The sequence below is a fragment of the Kosakonia oryzae genome (assembly GCF_001658025.2).
Taxonomy (GTDB): Bacteria; Pseudomonadota; Gammaproteobacteria; order Enterobacterales; family Enterobacteriaceae; genus Kosakonia; species Kosakonia oryzae.
Map to the genome: position 1 here is coordinate 2,996,194 of NZ_CP014007.2, position 17,149 is coordinate 3,013,342.

20 protein-coding genes are annotated in these 17,149 nt (G+C 54.2%); 10 read left to right on the forward strand and 10 right to left on the reverse strand.

Annotated features, from left to right (window positions below; translation table 11 throughout):
• From rsxG to nth, 3 genes are read left to right on the forward strand one after another with little or no spacing between them, the layout of a single operon-like run.
• The gene (gene rsxG, locus AWR26_RS14210) at nt 1–621 is read left to right on the forward strand and encodes an electron transport complex subunit RsxG (RefSeq protein WP_064566806.1); all 621 of its coding nucleotides are present in this window, start codon (nt 1–3) and stop codon (nt 619–621) included.
• 3 nt (nt 622–624) lie between these two features.
• The gene (locus AWR26_RS14215) at nt 625–1,320 is read left to right on the forward strand and encodes an electron transport complex subunit E (protein WP_043953703.1); all 696 of its coding nucleotides are present in this window, start codon (nt 625–627) and stop codon (nt 1,318–1,320) included.
• The gene (gene nth, locus AWR26_RS14220; protein ID WP_064566808.1) at nt 1,320–1,955 is read left to right on the forward strand and encodes an endonuclease III; all 636 of its coding nucleotides are present in this window, start codon (nt 1,320–1,322) and stop codon (nt 1,953–1,955) included. The genes AWR26_RS14215 and nth overlap by 1 nt, the downstream gene beginning before the upstream one ends.
• A 6-nt stretch (nt 1,956–1,961) precedes the next feature.
• On the opposite strand, the gene AWR26_RS14225 is transcribed toward nth, so the two are convergent.
• Nucleotides 1,962–2,387: a CopD family protein gene (locus tag AWR26_RS14225; RefSeq protein WP_007374785.1), complete on the reverse strand. Its 426-nt coding sequence runs from the start codon at nt 2,385–2,387 to the stop codon at nt 1,962–1,964.
• 744 nt (nt 2,388–3,131) lie between these two features.
• Between AWR26_RS14225 and dtpA the strand changes: the two genes are divergently transcribed.
• Together dtpA and gstA are read left to right on the forward strand one after the other, a co-directional pair.
• Nucleotides 3,132–4,634 carry a dipeptide/tripeptide permease DtpA gene (gene dtpA / locus AWR26_RS14230; RefSeq protein WP_064569023.1) on the forward strand — a complete coding sequence of 501 codons (1,503 nt, stop codon included), beginning with the start codon at nt 3,132–3,134 and terminating at the stop codon, nt 4,632–4,634.
• 108 nt (nt 4,635–4,742) lie between these two features.
• Complete coding sequence (gene gstA, locus AWR26_RS14235) at nt 4,743–5,348, forward strand: glutathione transferase GstA (RefSeq protein WP_064566810.1); 606 nt, start codon at nt 4,743–4,745, stop codon at nt 5,346–5,348.
• Nucleotides 5,349–5,426: 78 nt separating this feature from the next.
• Here gstA and pdxY read toward each other — a convergent pair whose 3' ends face one another.
• From pdxY to anmK, 5 genes are all read right to left on the reverse strand, one after another.
• Nucleotides 5,427–6,287 carry a pyridoxal kinase PdxY gene (gene pdxY, locus AWR26_RS14240; protein ID WP_043953708.1) on the reverse strand — a complete coding sequence of 287 codons (861 nt, stop codon included), beginning with the start codon at nt 6,285–6,287 and terminating at the stop codon, nt 5,427–5,429.
• A 70-nt stretch (nt 6,288–6,357) separates the two neighbouring features.
• Nucleotides 6,358–7,632, reverse strand: a complete 1,275-nt coding sequence (gene tyrS, locus AWR26_RS14245) for a tyrosine--tRNA ligase (protein ID WP_007374781.1) — start codon at nt 7,630–7,632, stop codon at nt 6,358–6,360.
• A 141-nt stretch (nt 7,633–7,773) separates the two neighbouring features.
• A complete protein-coding gene (pdxH, locus tag AWR26_RS14250) occupies nt 7,774–8,430 on the reverse strand; it encodes a pyridoxamine 5'-phosphate oxidase (protein WP_064566812.1) in 657 nt (218 codons plus the stop codon).
• 57 nt (nt 8,431–8,487) lie between these two features.
• Complete coding sequence (mliC, locus tag AWR26_RS14255) at nt 8,488–8,808, reverse strand: C-type lysozyme inhibitor (protein WP_007374779.1); 321 nt, start codon at nt 8,806–8,808, stop codon at nt 8,488–8,490.
• Nucleotides 8,809–8,899: 91 nt separating this feature from the next.
• Entirely contained in the window at nt 8,900–10,024 is a 1,125-nt protein-coding gene (gene anmK, locus AWR26_RS14260; protein ID WP_064566814.1) for an anhydro-N-acetylmuramic acid kinase, read from the reverse strand.
• A 284-nt stretch (nt 10,025–10,308) separates the two neighbouring features.
• On the opposite strand from anmK, the gene slyB reads away from it, so the two are divergent.
• Complete coding sequence (gene slyB / locus AWR26_RS14265) at nt 10,309–10,776, forward strand: outer membrane lipoprotein SlyB (RefSeq protein WP_064566816.1); 468 nt, start codon at nt 10,309–10,311, stop codon at nt 10,774–10,776.
• Nucleotides 10,777–10,844: 68 nt separating this feature from the next.
• Here the strand turns inward: slyB and slyA are convergent, their stop codons facing one another.
• On the reverse strand, nt 10,845–11,285 hold the full coding sequence (slyA, locus tag AWR26_RS14270; RefSeq protein ID WP_064566818.1) for a transcriptional regulator SlyA: 441 nt from the start codon (nt 11,283–11,285) through the stop codon (nt 10,845–10,847).
• Nucleotides 11,286–11,481: 196 nt separating this feature from the next.
• Between slyA and AWR26_RS14275 the strand changes: the two genes are divergently transcribed.
• Genes AWR26_RS14275 through AWR26_RS14285 form a run of 3 tightly spaced genes read left to right on the forward strand, consistent with a single transcriptional unit; the run spans nt 11,482 to nt 14,605 of the window.
• Nucleotides 11,482–11,718, forward strand: a complete 237-nt coding sequence (locus AWR26_RS14275; RefSeq protein WP_043953714.1) for a DUF1656 domain-containing protein — start codon at nt 11,482–11,484, stop codon at nt 11,716–11,718.
• A gap of 2 nt (nt 11,719–11,720) precedes the next feature.
• A complete protein-coding gene (locus AWR26_RS14280) occupies nt 11,721–12,584 on the forward strand; it encodes an efflux RND transporter periplasmic adaptor subunit (protein WP_064566820.1) in 864 nt (287 codons plus the stop codon).
• Nucleotides 12,581–14,605 (forward strand): FUSC family protein, encoded by a 2,025-nt coding sequence (locus AWR26_RS14285; protein ID WP_064566822.1) that lies wholly within the window; start codon nt 12,581–12,583, stop codon nt 14,603–14,605. Before AWR26_RS14280 ends, AWR26_RS14285 begins: the two co-directional genes overlap by 4 nt.
• Here AWR26_RS14285 and sodC read toward each other — a convergent pair.
• The 3 genes from sodC to AWR26_RS14300 form a co-directional block, all read right to left on the reverse strand.
• Nucleotides 14,598–15,119: a superoxide dismutase [Cu-Zn] SodC gene (gene sodC / locus AWR26_RS14290; protein ID WP_064566824.1), complete on the reverse strand. Its 522-nt coding sequence runs from the start codon at nt 15,117–15,119 to the stop codon at nt 14,598–14,600. The genes AWR26_RS14285 and sodC overlap by 8 nt on opposite strands.
• A gap of 72 nt (nt 15,120–15,191) precedes the next feature.
• On the reverse strand, nt 15,192–16,088 hold the full coding sequence (locus tag AWR26_RS14295) for an aldo/keto reductase (RefSeq protein WP_064569024.1): 897 nt from the start codon (nt 16,086–16,088) through the stop codon (nt 15,192–15,194).
• Between the two features lie 49 nt (nt 16,089–16,137).
• Nucleotides 16,138–16,377, reverse strand: a complete 240-nt coding sequence (locus tag AWR26_RS14300) for a DUF1289 domain-containing protein (protein ID WP_043953718.1) — start codon at nt 16,375–16,377, stop codon at nt 16,138–16,140.
• 119 nt (nt 16,378–16,496) lie between these two features.
• On the opposite strand from AWR26_RS14300, the gene AWR26_RS14305 reads away from it, so the two are divergent.
• The gene (locus AWR26_RS14305; protein ID WP_064566826.1) at nt 16,497–17,093 is read left to right on the forward strand and encodes a TetR/AcrR family transcriptional regulator; all 597 of its coding nucleotides are present in this window, start codon (nt 16,497–16,499) and stop codon (nt 17,091–17,093) included.
• Nucleotides 17,094–17,149 lie beyond the last annotated feature (56 nt).

The window sequence follows — 17,149 nt, forward strand, 5'->3', positions numbered from 1 at the left end:
ATGCTGAAAACAATGCGTAAACATGGCGTGACGCTGGCGCTGTTTGCCGCGGGTTCTACCGGCCTGACGGCGGCCATTGATCAAATGACCAAAACCACGATTGCCGAACAGGCCGCGCAGCAACAAAAAGCGCTGTTTGATCAGGTGATCCCCGGCGACAGCTATAATAATGCGCTGCAACAGAGCTGTTATCTGGTGAGCGATCCGGCGTTAGGTAAAGGCCAGCATCATCTGTGGATTGCCAAAAAAGATGAACAGCCGGTGGCGGCGGTGATTGAAGCCACGGCCCCCGACGGCTACTCTGGGGCGATTCAGTTGCTGGTCGGTGCCGATTTCTCCGGCACTGTGCTGGGCGTGCGCGTAACTGAGCATCATGAAACGCCGGGGCTGGGCGATAAAATCGAACTGCGTATTTCTGACTGGATTACGCATTTTTCCGGGAAGAAAATTGAAGGTGCCGCCGACCCGCATTTCGCGGTGAAAAAAGATGGCGGCGATTTCGATCAGTTCACGGGAGCCACCATAACCCCGCGCGCGGTGGTCAATGCGGTTAAACGCACGGGTCTGTATGCAACGACGCTGCCTGAGCAGCTTTCCCGTTTACCGGGTTGTGGAGAGTAAACGATGAGCGAAGTAAAAGACGTTATCGTCCAGGGTCTGTGGAAGAACAACTCCGCGCTGGTGCAGTTGCTCGGGATGTGCCCGCTACTGGCGGTAACCTCCACGGCAACTAACGCGCTGGGTCTGGGGCTGGCTACCACGCTGGTTCTGACGCTGACCAACTTGTTTATTTCGCTGTTGCGCCGCTGGACGCCCGCAGAGATCCGTATACCTATTTACGTGATGATTATCGCGTCCGTGGTCAGCGCGGTGCAGATGCTGATTAACGCTTACGCTTTTGGTCTGTACCAGTCATTGGGGATCTTTATTCCGCTGATCGTCACCAACTGTATCGTGGTCGGTCGCGCTGAAGCTTTTGCCGCGAAAAAAGGCCCGGCGTTATCAGCGCTGGACGGCTTCTCCATCGGTATGGGCGCGACCTGTGCGATGTTTGTTCTCGGCTCGCTGCGTGAAATCCTTGGCAACGGCACCCTGTTTGACGGTGCAGACGGTCTGCTCGGCAACTGGGCAAAAGTGCTGCGTATTGAAGTGTTCCATACCGATTCACCGTTCTTGCTGGCAATGCTGCCGCCGGGGGCATTTATCGGTCTGGGCATGATGCTGGCAGTGAAGTATCTGATCGATCAAAAAATGAAAAAGCGCCGGGAAGCTGCTGCCGCTGTTAGTGACGCTGCGCACTCGTCGCCCGGGAAGGCATAATGAATAAAGCAAAACGGCTGGAAATATTAACCCGTTTACGGGAAAACAACCCACACCCGACTACCGAACTCAATTTCAGTTCGCCGTTTGAATTGTTGATCGCCGTGTTGCTTTCTGCCCAGGCGACCGACGTCAGCGTCAATAAAGCCACCGCGCTGCTCTACCCGGTTGCCAATACGCCAGCCGCAATGCTGGCGCTGGGCGTTGAGGGCGTAAAACAATACATCAAAACCATTGGCCTGTTTAACAGCAAAGCGGAAAACGTGATTAAAACCTGCCGCATTTTGCTGGAAAAACATGGTGGCGAAGTGCCGGAAGATCGCGCCGCACTGGAAGCACTGCCGGGCGTCGGGCGCAAAACCGCTAATGTGGTGCTCAACACCGCCTTTGGCTGGCCAACTATTGCCGTCGACACACACATCTTCCGCGTCGCCAACCGCACGCGTTTTGCGCCCGGTAAGAACGTTGAGGAAGTAGAGGAGAAGCTGCTGAAAGTGGTGCCGACAGAGTTTAAAGTCGATTGCCATCACTGGTTGATCCTGCATGGGCGATACACCTGCATCGCCCGTAAGCCGCGCTGCGGCTCCTGTATTATCGAAGATCTCTGCGAATACGACGACAAAGCGGAGCTCTGACCGCCCTCAGAATGGCCGGAATACCGCCAGCAGAATAATCACCGCCACCACGACGATAATCAGCGTGGTGGCATTGCGCACAGCGCCTGCGCCCTTCACCGCCTCACCTGCCGCCATCCGGCGTATCGTTGCTGAAAGAAAACCGTGCAGCCCGGAAAGCACAATCACGGCCACGATCTTCACGACCAGCCAGAGATGCGGAAACTGTCCGTGAGCGATAACCATGATCGCTCCGGCAATCCACAGCAGCAGCATCGCCGGGGTGACGACTTTGCGGCTCCAGCGGCGTACCGCCAGCAACAACCCCGCCGTTGAGGTTTTATCACTTTGCAGCGCGCTCCAGCCGGCAACCACAGCCATTACCAACATGCCGCCAATCCAGACGATGGCGGAGACAATATGTAACGCATTGAGCCACGGGTGAAAGTTCATTATTTGACTCCAGTAAAAAGGGACAGGCAGCAGTCTGCCAGCAGCGCGGCGGGTTGTCATGAGCAATGCGCGGCATAACGTTAAAAAAGCCATGGTTATTGCCTTTTTACCGTGTGCGGAAGTCATGAAAATTGGCGGAACTCGCTGATTTTCAGCCGATAACTGATGTGATATTACTCACATCTCTGCACATTGCCCATTAAGACGAATTAATGTGCGAAAAATGATGAATTGGACAAATAATCGTTCACTTATGCGCATTCATTAAGTCTTATCATTTTTTTAGAAGAAAAAAATACAACCACAGTGTGATTATGCTGACATTGCTAATGTGATGTTAAAAAAGAAGTTTAGCGTTGAAAATTTCATGGCGTAGCGCAAAGTTTAATCACTTATTTTCAAGACATATAACCATCAATGTTTGATAAACCAGTCCAATACACTACGTTACAAGCAAAACAGCAGAACATATAGCTAATAAAGCAAACCCACCCTATCATCTCAGTGGAAAAATCCGTCTTTATCACATAGATAAAATTTAACTCTGAATAACAAATACAATTACCGAGTAATGTAATGACGGAGATCTATGTAACAGAATATTTCAAAGGTATTGCCTGAAAGGCCAGGATAGTGAACATTACCCGCCGTTTCCCCTCCCAATATAACTATAAGCGTGATGAACTCTGGTTATTACGCGCTGAACACCCCCCGTTAATATGGGATGTAAAAAAAGAGGTATATGTGTCAACTGCAAACAAACCAACCGAAAGCGTTAGCCTGAACGCGTTTAAACAACCGAAAGCGTTTTATCTGATTTTCTCGATCGAATTATGGGAACGTTTTGGTTACTACGGCCTGCAAGGGATCATGGCCGTTTACCTGGTAAAACAGCTGGGTATGTCCGAAGCGGACTCGATTACGCTGTTCTCTTCCTTTAGCGCGCTGGTCTACGGCCTGGTCGCTATCGGCGGCTGGCTGGGCGATAAAGTCCTTGGCACCAAACGTGTGATTATGCTGGGTGCGATTGTGCTGGCGATCGGCTATGCGCTGGTAGCATGGTCTGGTCATGATGCAGGTATCGTCTATATGGGTATGGCGGCTATCGCCGTCGGCAACGGGCTGTTCAAAGCCAACCCGTCTTCCCTGCTTTCTACCTGCTACGCCAAAGATGATCCGCGTCTGGACGGTGCATTTACCATGTACTACATGTCCATTAACGTTGGTTCCTTCTTCTCTATGCTGGCAACGCCGTGGCTTGCCGCGAAGTTCGGCTGGAGCACGGCATTTGGTCTGAGTGTTGTCGGTCTGCTGATCACCATCGTTAACTTCGCCTTCTGCAAACGCTGGGTGAAAAACTACGGTTCAAAACCGGACTTCGCACCGGTGCGCATGAGTTACCTGCTGGCGACCATCGTCGGTGTCGTCGTGCTGGTTGCTATCGCAACCTGGCTGCTGCACAACCAGGGGATCGCCCGTATGATACTGGGCGTTGTTGCGCTGGGCATTATCTGCATCTTCGCGAAAGAGACGTTTGCCCTGCAAGGCGCTGCGCGTCGCAAAATGATTGTGGCCTTTATTCTGATGCTTCAGGCGATCGTTTTCTTCGTCCTGTACAGCCAGATGCCGACGTCCCTGAACTTCTTTGCCATTCGCAACGTTGAACACACCCTGTTTGGCATCGCGTTTGAGCCGGAACAGTATCAGGCGCTGAACCCGTTCTGGATCATTATTGGTAGCCCGATTCTGGCCGCTATCTACAACAAAATGGGCGATACACTGCCGATGCCGCATAAATTTGCGATCGGTATGGTGCTGTGCTCAGGCGCGTTCCTGGTTCTGCCGCTGGGTACCAAATTCGCGTCCGATGCCGGTATCGTCTCCGTGAACTGGCTGATTGCAAGCTACGCCCTGCAAAGTATCGGTGAGCTGATGATCTCCGGTCTGGGCCTGGCGATGGTTGCGCAGCTGGTACCGCAACGTCTGATGGGCTTCATTATGGGTAGCTGGTTCCTGACTACTGCCGGTGCGAACATCATCGCCGGTTACGTCGCTAACCAGATGGCGATCCCGGAAAACGTGACCGACCCGCTGATGTCACTGGACATCTACGGTACTGTCTTCCTGCAGATTGGTATCGCCACAGCCGTGATTGCTGTGCTGATGATCCTCGCTGCACCGAAGCTGAACCGCATGACGCAAAGCGACGACAGCGTGCGCGAAGCGTCGGAAACCGCAACAGCATAATTGCTGCGGGGAACACGAAATATTCAGCCGTTAACCCAGGTTAGCGGCTTTTTTTTTATTCCATGGCGTAATAACCTAATGCCCGAAATTAACGATAAGGAAAGCATAATGAAACTGTTTTACAAGCCAGGCGCCTGCTCGCTTGCATCGCATATTGCCCTGCGTGAAACCGGTAAAGACGTGACGCTGGTAAGCGTCGATCTGATGAAAAAGCGCCTGGAAAATGGCGACGACTTTTTTGCCATTAACCCGAAAGGCCAGATCCCTGCGCTTCAGCTTGATGACGCCACGCTGGTAACGGAAGGCGTGGCAATCATGCAGTATGTCGCCGACACCGCGCCGGACAGCCAGCTTCTGGCACCGGTCGGTACGTTGCCGCGCTACAAAACGCTGGAGTGGCTGAACTTTGTCGCCACCGAACTGCATAAAGGCTTCACGCCGCTTTTCCGCCCGGATACACCGGAAGAGTACAAACCGACGGTTCGCGCTCTGCTGGAGAAAAAGCTGCAATACGTAAACGAATCCCTGGCAAACAGCGAGTGGATCAGCGGCGCGCGCTTCACCATTGCTGATGGCTACCTGTTTACCGTGCTGCGCTGGGCGCGCGCGGTGAAACTGAACATGGAAGGCCTGAGCCATATCGACGCTTACATGGCGCGTGTAGCGACTCGTCCGGCCGTTGCGGCCGCGATGGCAGCGGAAGGTATTCAGTAAGCATTGATAGCCGCACAGTGCGTTTGCGGGCGGCATTAATGCCAGTAAGAGAAAGGCGGGAAAATCCCGCCTTTTTTATTACAGCAAGGTGGCGCTGAACAGATGTTCCGGTTTCGCGATCCTGTCCTGCGCTGCCACCACTTGCAGCTCATACTCCTGCATGCCGTGAGTGGTCAGCATAATTTCATACACCGCAGCCGTTACATGCTCCAGCGCCTCACGTACCGGCGTGCCCTGCAGCAGCTTCACCAGTAACAGCCCGCTGGTGACATCACCGACGCCAACCGGCTGACGCGCACCGAAATCGACCAGCGGACGGCTGATGTGCCAGGCTTCCTGCGGCGTCACCAGCAGCATCTCAAAACGATCCGCGCTCAGACCGGCGCGCGCCAGATGTTTCACCAGCACAATCTGCGGCCCTTTCGCAATCAGCTCACGCGCGGCAGCAACCGCTTCCTGCACGCTATTCACTGCATGTTCGCAAAGGATCTCCAGCTCAATCAGATTCGGCGCAATGATATCGCTGGCCGGTAACGCGTGGCGTAGATGAAATTCGGCGACGCCTGGCGCAACGATGCACCCTTTTTCTGGATGCCCCATCACCGGATCGCAGAAGTATTTCGCCTGCGGATTGGCGGCTTTTACCTGCTGCACGATACCGAGAATATGTTCCCCCTGTTCCGCTGAACCGAGGTAGCCGCTCAGTACCGCGTCGCAGCGCTGTAGCTGATCAATAGCGGCGATGCCCTGCACAATCTCCGTCAGATGTGCGGGCGGCATGACGCTGCCGGTCCATTTGCCGTACTGGGTGTGGTTAGAAAACTGCACCGTATTCAGCGGCCAGACATTGGCGCCAAGGCGGCGCATCGGAAATTCAGCCGCACTGTTCCCCGCATGCCCAAAGACCACATGCGATTGAATGGCGAGGATGTTCTTCATTTTTGTAGCCTTGCAATGACGGGACAAAAAAGAAGGGAGTGATTTCTCACTCCCCAGGATATGACGTGAATTATTTCCAGCAGATCAGGCAGTAATTTTTCTTACCGCGACGCAGCAGCGTGTAGCGACCAAACAGGCGATCGCTGTCGGCGAAGGTGTATTCCGGATCGGACTGTTTTTCACCGTTGATGGTAACGGCATTGGAAGCGATGGTTTTACGCGCCTGGCCACGAGACGGTTGCAACTCGGAATCGACCAGCGCCTGCATCAGATCCGCGCCTTTTTCCATCTCAACCATCGGCACGCCATCCTGCGCCAGCTGTTCGAAATCCGCTTCGCTCAGATCGCTCAGCGTGCCGTTAAACAAGCTTTCGGTGATGCGTTTTGCGGCAACCAGCCCCTCTTCACCATGCACCAGACGCGTGACCTGCTCGGCCAGCACATACTGCGCACGCGGCGCTTTACCGCTGTTCTTGTCTTCTTCTTCCAGCGCGTTAATTTCGGCGATGTCCATAAAGGTGAAGAATTTCAGGAAGCGATAAACATCCGCATCAGCGGTGTTGATCCAGAACTGATAGAACTTGTACGGACTGGTTTTCTTCGGATCCAGCCAGACCGCGCCGCCTTCGGTTTTACCGAATTTGGTGCCGTCAGCTTTGGTGATCAAAGGAACCGTCAGGCCAAATACCTGATTCTGGTGCAGACGACGGGTCAGATCGATCCCGGAAGTGATGTTGCCCCATTGATCGGAACCGCCGATCTGCAACGCCACGCCGTGCAGCTTGTTCAGGCAAGCGAAGTCGTAACCCTGTAACAGGTTGTAGGAGAATTCGGTAAAGGAGATCCCGACGTCATCACGGTTCAGGCGCTGTTTCACTGCTTCTTTGTTAATCATCTGGTTAACGGAGAAGTGCTTGCCGATATCGCGCAGGAAGGTCAGCACGTTCATATTGCCGAACCAGTCGTAGTTGTTCGCCGCAATGGCGGAGTTGTCACCGCAGTCGAAATCGAGGAACGGTGCCACTTGTCTGCGGATTTTATCCACCCACTCCTGCACGGTCTCTTCGGTATTCAGTTTGCGCTCGGTTGCTTTAAAGCTCGGATCGCCAATCAGCCCGGTCGCGCCGCCTACCAGCGCAACCGGCTTGTGACCAGCCTGCTGGAAGCGTTTCAGGCATAACAATGGAACGAGATGCCCCAAATGCAAGCTGTCTGCGGTGGGATCGAAGCCACAATAAAGCGCGATTGGCCCCTGCGCCAGTCGTTCTGCTAACGCTTCTTCATCCGTTACCTGAGCCACCAGGCCCCGCTCTTGCAATTGTTTAATCAAGTTACTGCTTGCCATCAAATTCTCCATGTATAAACGGAACTGCACCTTTGCCGGTACACGACTTTTCGCCAGATGCGAAAGGATACTTCAGGGGGGCAGATAGCATAAAGCGCCGGAACACGGAGTACCAGCGCTTAACACAACATTTTTCAGGGATTACGGAGCGAGACGATCAATTTTCCATGCGCTATTTTCACGCTGGTATAAAAAACGATCGTGCAGACGGTTGGCGCCGCCCTGCCAGAACTCCATCTGCTCGATGCTGACGCGGAAACCACCCCAGAAACTGGGCAGCGGAATTTCGCCCTGCTGGAACTTTTGCTTCAGTTCAAGAAATTTGCTTTCGAGGATACCGCGCGCGGAGATACGGCTGGATTGTTTAGAAACCCAGGCGCCGATTTGGCTGTCGCGCGGGCGGCTGTGAAAGTACTTCACCACTTCCAGCGTCGATAAGCGTTCCGCTTTGCCGGTTACCATCACCTGCCGTTCCAACATGTGCCACGGGAACAACAGGCTGACCGCCGGATTATGCTCAATATGGTGCGCTTTACGGCTACCAAGGTTGGTATAAAACACCAGCCCTTTTTCATCATAATGTTTGAGCAGCACGATGCGCTGATAAGGCTGACCGTTTTCATCCACCGTGGCGACCACCATGGCAGTCGGATCGACGAGCTGGGCCTCGCAGGCTTGCCCTAACCAGCGTTCAAAGAGTTTCAGCGGCTCTGCTGGCAGGTCGTTGCGGCGCAGGCCGCCTTTAGTGTATTCACGGCGCAGATGCGCGATTTGCTGCAATTGATCGTTATCAGACATGGCGTTAGCAAAAAATAATCATCAGGGAGGGCTATTATGCGCCCCCCTGTGAAAATCTCAACGCTCTGGAATTAACTGACAGTTATTCAGCACGATGCGGTCGCGTTTATAGACTGTCGCGCCGTTACCTTTCGACCAGAAAACATAAACACCATCGGTATAACGCGCGCCGGATGCCGATAGCCCTTGTTGCAGCGTCAGTAGTTTGTCATCCCAGACGAAGCTAGCCTGCTGGCGGGTACGGTTAATTTTCACGGTCAGGGGTTTTTCATCGCACTGGTAAACCAGCGTGTCGGTATGCATCCGCTCAACGAACTGGTTGTAATAACTACACCCGGCAAGCAGTGCGGGCAGGCAGGCAATCAGTAGTTTTTTCATTGGATATCCCTGGACGGTCCTGGTCACGGAGGGCGAAGCGCCCTCCTTAAACCCGGTCAGTCTAGCGATGTAACACCAAAGTAAAATCCGGTTAACTCTGATTCTGGCGTGGATTCGCCGGATAGATGGCACCAAGCACCGTCGGCGCAGAAGCGCCGGTCACCGACGGCAGATTGCCCGGTAACCCGGCGAGCGTTCGCCATGCCAGCCAGGCAAAAGCCAACGCTTCCATATCATCACCGCTGATCCCTGCCTCATCCGTAGTGGAAACTTCAATACCCGGCAACAGCGCCGACAGGCGCGCCATCACCAGCGGGTTGCGGCTGCCGCCGCCGCACACCAGCAGACGTTCACAACCGCCGCTCAGCAATACCTGCTCGGAAATGGTCACCGCCGTCAGCTCTGTCAGCGTTGCCTGGACATCACTGGCGCTAATACCCGGGAAAGGAACCAGATGGCGCTCAAGCCAGCCATAATTGAAATATTCGCGCCCGGTACTTTTCGGCGGTATTGCCGCGAAGTAAGGATCGCTGAGCATATTTTGCAGTAGCGGCAGCACCACTTTCCCTTCGCTTGCCCACTGAGCGTCTTTGTCATACGGCTTGCCTTTTTGCCGCCAGATCCAGGCATCCATCAGCATATTACCCGGCCCGGTATCATAGCCTCTGACCGGCTGACCGGGAATTAACAGTGACAGGTTGGCAATGCCGCCAATATTGAGCACCATCCGTCGTTCAACCGGATGCGCCAGCAGCGCGTGGTGAAAAGCCGGAACCAGCGGTGCGCCCTGTCCACCCAGCGCCATATCGCGCCGACGAAAATCGCCGACCACCGTTACGCCAGTCCGGGCGGCAATCTGATTGTTATCGCCTATTTGCAGCGTATGCGGTGCAATTCCCGTTGGTTCGTGCCAAACCGTTTGCCCGTGGCAGCCAATCGCCACGATATCTTCCGGGTGCAGGTGCTCGCGATCCATCAACGCCAGAACGGCATCAGCGAACAATTTCCCCAGTTGCGTATCCAGCCGTCCCAGTTGCGAAAGCGTGAGCGGCTGCCCCTGGCAAATCGCAAGGATCGCCTCTTTCAGCGGTAGTGGAATAGGAAACGTCAGGCTTGCCTGCTGCGCGACCATGTTCTCATCGATGGCCGCCAGCACCACATCCACACCGTCCAGACTCGTTCCTGACATCACCCCAATGTAGCGACCCGATTTCATGCGCCTTCCTTAATTTGCGTAACTCAGGAACAACACTCCACCATAAAGCAACCATTAACGCTATCGACTACAAATACTTTTTAACAATCCTGCCGTTTTTCACTAAGTGAAATCCCTTTAGGCTGCGTTTATAATCGCCTCGTTTAAATCTGGTTAAACAGACACCGGGTATTATTTTTGCCAGGATTAGGCAGAAGATACGACCTGGCATTGTAAAAATGCCATATAATTTAACCATGACGGATGCTCATAAGAGCATTTCATGGTGAACAGGAGATTCATAAATGATGTTACGTGCACTGGCAGTTTCGCTGATTGGTTTAACGTTGGCTGGTTGTGTCAACAACGATACGCTTTCCGGCGATGTTTACTCTGCCTCCGAAGCCAAACAAGTGCAAAATGTCACTTACGGCACCATTGTTCATGTCCGTCAGGTACAAATTCAGGGCGGTGATGACAGCAACGTTATCGGCGCGATTGGCGGCGCGGTGCTGGGTGGTTTCCTCGGTAACACCGTGGGCGGCGGCACTGGTCGTTCTCTGGCTACCGCAGCAGGCGCGGTGGCAGGCGGCGTAGCGGGTCAGTCCGTTCAGGGTTCGCTGAACAAAACGCAGGGTGTTGAGCTGGAAATTCGTAAAGACGACGGTAACACCATCATGGTGGTGCAGAAACAGGGCAATACCCGTTTCGCTGCAGGCCAGCGCGTTGTGATGGCCAGCAACGGCAGCCAGGTCACAGTTTCTCCGCGCTAAGCGCCAGGTTGCTGTTGTGACCCTCTTCAGACATAAAAAAAGCCTTGCGATTGCAAGGCTTTTTTAATTCAATCCCGCGCCTGTAGCTCAAGGATATTTTGTTCCAGCCGGGCAATCATCTTGATTAAGAGATCCAGTTCTTCTGCAGAGATCCCGGAAAGAATTTCCCCCCGGGTTTTGCGAATCACTGTCTCCATTTCATCGATAATGGGGGCTGCTTTTTCCGTCAATTTGATCCGTTTTGCCCGACGATCGTTGGCGCATGTCTGGCGAGAAATAAGACCTTTCTCCTCCAGTTGGTCAAGCGTACGCACCAGCGAAGGCTGCTCAATGCCAATCGCTTTAGCCAGTTGAATTTGCGACTGCTCGGGCGGCAACTGATGAATATTGTGCAGCGTGACCCAGTGAGTCTGCGTTAATTCCAGAGGTTTTAGGCGATGGTCAATCAAAGCGCGCCATACGCGCACTAAGCGTGCCAGATCAGAACCTAATGGCGATTCCAATTTCATCTCCTTATAATTAGCTTGCTAACTTATTATACTCATTTTAAAATAGTTTGCAGTATTTATATTGGTAAAACAAATGTATTGCTGTCCCGGTCAAGTGGTTTGCGAGGTCGCTCCCAGCTCTGGCGTTGCACCTTTATCGGTTTCTTACCGTTAAGCCCTGTCCGGCGATCCGTTTGACTGCACAGGACATATAAACGTGAAGTGGAGTTCGAATTATCTGGATTTACCCCTCAAGGACCTGATTTTCGGCGCATCAGTCTATTTCCCGCCTATTTTTAAAGTCGTGATGCTTGGCTTTCTGCTGTGGCTTGTCGCCCACCGTGTGTTGCGCGAGTGGATCTACGCTGGCGAGATCTGGCACCCCATTCTGATGGATCTTTCCCTGTTTGTTATTGCGCTGAGCCTCGCGCTCGGCTTGCTCATCGTGTGGTAAATATGCGTTTGAAGTCCCTTAAATATTTCTCCACCTTGCTGGTACTGGCAGTGGCCGTTGTCGCGGCATGGTGGATGTGGAACTACTACATGCAAACCCCCTGGACGCGGGATGGAAAAATTCGCGCTGAACAGGTCAGTATTACGCCGCAGGTTTCCGGCACGATTACCGCGCTGGCGGTGAAAGATAACCAGTTCGTCAAAGCCGGGCAGTTGCTGTTTCGCATTGATGATACGCCATACCACATCGCCGTTCTGAACGCCGAAGCGCAACTGGCAAAAGCGCACACGGATCTGGCAAAAGCCAGTGACGAAGCCAGCCGCCGCCGCCGTCTGTCACAAAATTACATCTCCGCAGAAGATCTCGATACTGCCAATATTGGCGTTAAGGCTGCGCAGGCGGGCGTTGCCATCGCCGAAGCGCAGTTGGCACAGGCAAAATGGCAGTTGGCGCAGACCACTGTCAGCGCGCCCGTGGATGGCTGGGTCACTAATCTCTCGGCGCGCACGGGCAACTACGCTACCACCGGACAGCCGATTTTTGCCCTTGTCGATAGCCATTCGTTTTATGCGATGGGCTATTTTGAAGAGACCAAACTGCGCCATATTCATGAAGGTGCCACCGCGAAAATCGTCCTGTACAGCAGCAACGTAACGTTACAGGGTCACGTATCCAGCATTGGCCGCGCTATCTACGATCAGAGTGTTGAAACAGACAGCGGCCTGGTTCCGGACATCAAACCAAATGTGCCCTGGGTGCGGCTGGCGCAGCGCGTGCCGGTACGTATTCAGTTTGATAAATTGCCCGACAATCTGACGCTGGTGTCCGGCACTACCTGTACCGTGGCAATTGGCGAACAACCATGAAATCCCCTGCCTGGTGGTGGCAAAACCTGCCGTGGGTGAAAGCCACGACCGACCAGTGGCGTTATGCGCTGCGCAATGGCATCGCCATGTGTCTGGCGCTAACGGTGGCTTATTATCTCGATCTGGATGAGCCCTACTGGGCGATGACATCCGCCGCGGTGGTCAGTTTCCCTACTGTCGGTGGCGTGATCAGTAAGAGTCTTGGCCGTATTGCCGGTAGTTTCCTTGGAGCCAGCGCTGCGCTGATTATCGCCGGGCAAACGTTGAATGACCCATGGCTGTTCCTGTTTGCGATGGCTGGCTGGATTGCCTTTTGTACCTGGGCTTGCGCGCAATTCACCAATAATGTCGCTTACGCCTTCCAGCTTGCTGGCTACACCGCCGCGATTATCGCGTTCTCGGTGGTCAATATTACCGACATCACGGAGCTGTGGGATACCGCTCAGGCGCGCGTCTGTGAAATCACGCTGGGGATCCTGTGCGCCGGGATGATGATGATGGTGATGCCCGGCACAGCGGACGGCGTTACATTACTGACGACCTTAAAAAAGATGCATGCCCGTCTGCTGGAGCACGCCAGCCTGCTATGGCAACCGGACACGACCGATGCCATTCGCGCCGCCCATGAAAGCGTCATCGGCCAGATCCTCACCACCAATTTGCTGCGCATCCAGGCTTTCTGGAGCCATTACCGTTTCCGTCAGCAAAACGCCCTGCTCACCTGGCTGCTGCATCAGCAACTACGTATGACCAGCGTGATCTCCAGCCTGCGCCGCATGCTGCTTAACTGGCCGGACGCGCCAGCCAATTTGCGCCCGATAATAGGAGAATTATTGGCCGCGCTGGCCAGACCGAACGCCGACGCGCTGACCATCGCCCGGATAATTGCGCCTCTTGCGCCTGGCGAGCAGGATGATTACCGCCACCACGCATTCTGGCAGCGCTTACGCTATTTTTGCCGCCTCTATCTGGCCAGCAGCCGCTGGCTGGCGCGTATTGAGAACGCAACGCCGATCAGCGTCCATACGCCGCCGCGTAGCCCGGCGTTGATGCGCTATACCGATAATGCCGAGGCGCTGTGGAGCGGTATTCGTACTTTCTGCACGCTGGCGCTGGTCGGCGCCTGGAGCATTAATACGCAGTGGGAATATGGCGCGGCGGCGTTGACGCTGGCGTCAATCAGTTGCGTGCTCTATTCGGTGTCGCCTGCGCCTTTTGACTCGCTGACCCTGCTGTTGCGCACATTGCTGCTGCTGTCGCTGTTCAGTTTTGTGGTGAAATTCGGCCTGATGGTGCAGATAAGCGAACTGGGTTCATTTTTGCTGTTTCTGTTCCCGTTGGTGATCACCATGCAACTGCTGAAATTACAACTCCCCAAACAGGCCGCGCTGTGGGGGCAGTTGATCGTTTTTATGGGTTCGTTTATCTCGGTTACCAATCCGCCTACTTATGATTTCGCCGATTTTTTAAATAATAGTCTGGCGGAAATTCTCGGCGTTGCGCTGGCCTGGCTGTCATTTGCCGTGCTACGTCCGGGTTCAGATGCGCGCAAAAGCCGCCGCCATATCCGTACCTTGCGGCGTAATTTTGTCGATCAACTCAGCCGCGTACCGCAACTGAGCGAGGATGAGTTCGAATCCGTGGTCTATCACCATATCAGCCAGTTGAGCAACAGTGCGGACGTGCTGGCGCGGCGCTGGTTATTGCGCTGGGGAGTTGTACTGCTGAATTGTTCGCATGTGGTGTGGCAACTTCGCGAGTGGGAGATTCGTTCCGATGCGCTGGCAAACGTGCGTGATATCTGCATTGCATTACTGCGCGATGTGATGAGTGAGCGTGGCGTCCAGCAACGAACACTGTCCGCCACGCAGGCGGAGTTACAACATATTTATGTCACGCTGGGAAAACACCATCAGCCTGCGGCGCGCGAACTGGCGTCGGTTATCTGGCGTCTTTACTGTTCGCTTTCCCAACTGGAGCAAGCGCCGCCCGAAGGCACGCTTATCGAGCGAATCACTTGATAACACCACAGGCATAACGCGCCCCGCCGCCGCCCAGCGGTTTTGGTTGATCGGACATATTATCGCCGCCGACATGAATCATCAGCGCTTTGTCTTTCACCTCATCCAGCTTTTTCAGCCGCGGCGCAATCACCGGATCGGTAGCTTTACCGTCGTTATTGACCACCAGCACCGGCAGATCGCCTAAATGTCCGATGCCCTCCGGCCCTTCATGTTTACCCGTATGTTGTGGATCAAGATGGCCGCCTGCGGCCTCAGCGGCGGAGGCTTTGCCCTCCTTCATGGCGGGCTCGCAACTGCCTTTGGCATGGACGTGAAAGCCGTGCTCTCCGGGCGGCAGGGCTTTCAGATCCGGCGCAAATTCCAGCCCTTTGTCCGTTTCACTGATTTTCACGCTGCCGATCGACTGCCCAATGCCCTGGGCAGTGACGAGATGCATCTCGACGTCTTCACTGGCGGCCTGCGCCCCCGTACAGACCAACAGCGCCAGCATTGCCAGACTAAAACGCTTCATATGACCTCCGTTGATATACGTTTACCCTGTCAGTTTAAATCAGGATGAACGATTTCACCGGAAGGTCTTCACTTATGGAACGTCGTAGCCCAACGCCGCTTTGCGGATGCGGAACCACTGCTGGCGAGTCATCTGCAGATCCAGCGCGCCAAGCGCCGATTTTACACGTTCAATTTTGCCGGAACCGATAATCGGCAGCGGCGACGATGGCAGACGCATGACCCACGCGTAAACCACCTGTTCGATAGTTTCCGCGTTCAGCTCGCGTGCAACATTCGCCAACTCATCGCGCAACGGTTGAAAAGCAGGATCATTAAACAGGCGACCGCCGCCCAGGCACGACCAGGCCATCGGGCGAATGCGCAGTTGTTGCAGTTGATCCAGCGTGCCATCAAGCAGTAGCGGCTGATGTACCGGGGAGATCTCCACCTGGTTGGTCGCTAGCGTAAACGGTAGCCGCGATTGCAGCAGTGAGAACTGCGCCGGGGTGAAGTTGGAAACGCCAAAGTTGCGCACTTTACCGCTCTGGTGCAGATGCAGGAAAGCCTCTGCCACTTCATCGGCATCCATCAGCGGATCGGGACGGTGAATGAGCAGCAGATCGAGATGATCGATAGCCAGATTGCTCAGCGACTGTTCCGCGCTTTTGATAATGTGGTCGCGATCGGTGATGTAATGACCAAGCACGTTTTCCGCTTTCGCGGTGGTGGCAATACCGCATTTACTGACGACTTCCATCCGTTCACGCAAATGCGGAGCCAGTTTCAGCGCCTCGCCAAACGCGGCTTCACACTGGTAGCCGCCATAAATATCAGCATGATCGACAGTCGTGATGCCCAGATCGAGATGCGCCTCGATAAAACTCACCAACTGGCGCGAGGACATGTTCCACTCCATCAAACGCCAGTAACCCATCACAAAACGAGAGAACTCCGGGCCTTGCGGCGCAAGAGCAATACGTTGAACCATAGTTGTATCCTCAAAGGTCATTTTCCTGTGAGTATACGCATTTTCAGGGTCAAAAAAGTGAAGGTTGCTGAGGTTCTTCCGGAGGAAGGGATTTGTTTGCGCGCATTTTGCGCAGCCAGCGCTGACGGCACAAGCGGAGCACCTCTTGTTTTTGCCCGTCACTCATGTTTTGCCAGTTGAAACGCTCATCGCGGCTACGCATGCAGCCACGGCAAAAGCCCCGTTCATCTGCCTGGCAGATGCCGCGACACGGACTCTGGACGGGGAAAAACTCCAGTTGTTCAGGCACTGTCGTCTCCGTTAATGCATGCACTCTCTCTATTGAAGACTGCTCACTGATAACGTGCAAGCCCTAAAGCGCATTGATTGCCACTTGCGATAGACCGATCGGTCTAGTACAGTAGCGCGATGAGCAAAAATACCGAACACGACACGCGCGAACACTTACTGGCTACCGGCGAGCAACTTTGCATGCACCGCGGGTTCACTGGTATGGGCCTGAGCGAATTATTGAAAACAGCGGAAGTGCCGAAAGGCTCGTTCTACCACTATTTTCGCTCAAAAGAGGCGTTTGGCGTGGCGTTACTTGAGCGTCACTATGCAGGTTACCACCAGCGGCTGGCTACCCATTTCGCCAGCGGGCCGGGAAATTATCGCGACAGGCTGCTGGCGTACTATCAGGAGACGCTGAACCAGTTTTGCCAGCAGGGCATTATCAGCGGTTGCCTGACGGTGAAACTCTCAGCGGAAGTGTGCGATCTGTCGGAAGATATGCGCGCCGCGATGGACAAAGGCGCAAGCGGCGTTATTGCCCTGCTTGCGCAAGCGCTGGAAAAAGGGCGTGAAGATCGCAGCCTTATTCTTTCCGGCGATGCGTTGACGCAAGCGCAGGTGCTGTATGCCTTGTGGCTGGGCGCTAATTTGCAGGCGAAGATTTCTCGCAGTGCCCTGCCGCTGGAAAGCGCGCTGGCGCATGCAAAAACCATTATCGCTATGCCTGTGTAATCTCAGGCTTTTTTATTTCAGTTTTTACTAGTCGACCGGTCTATTCAGGAGTTGTT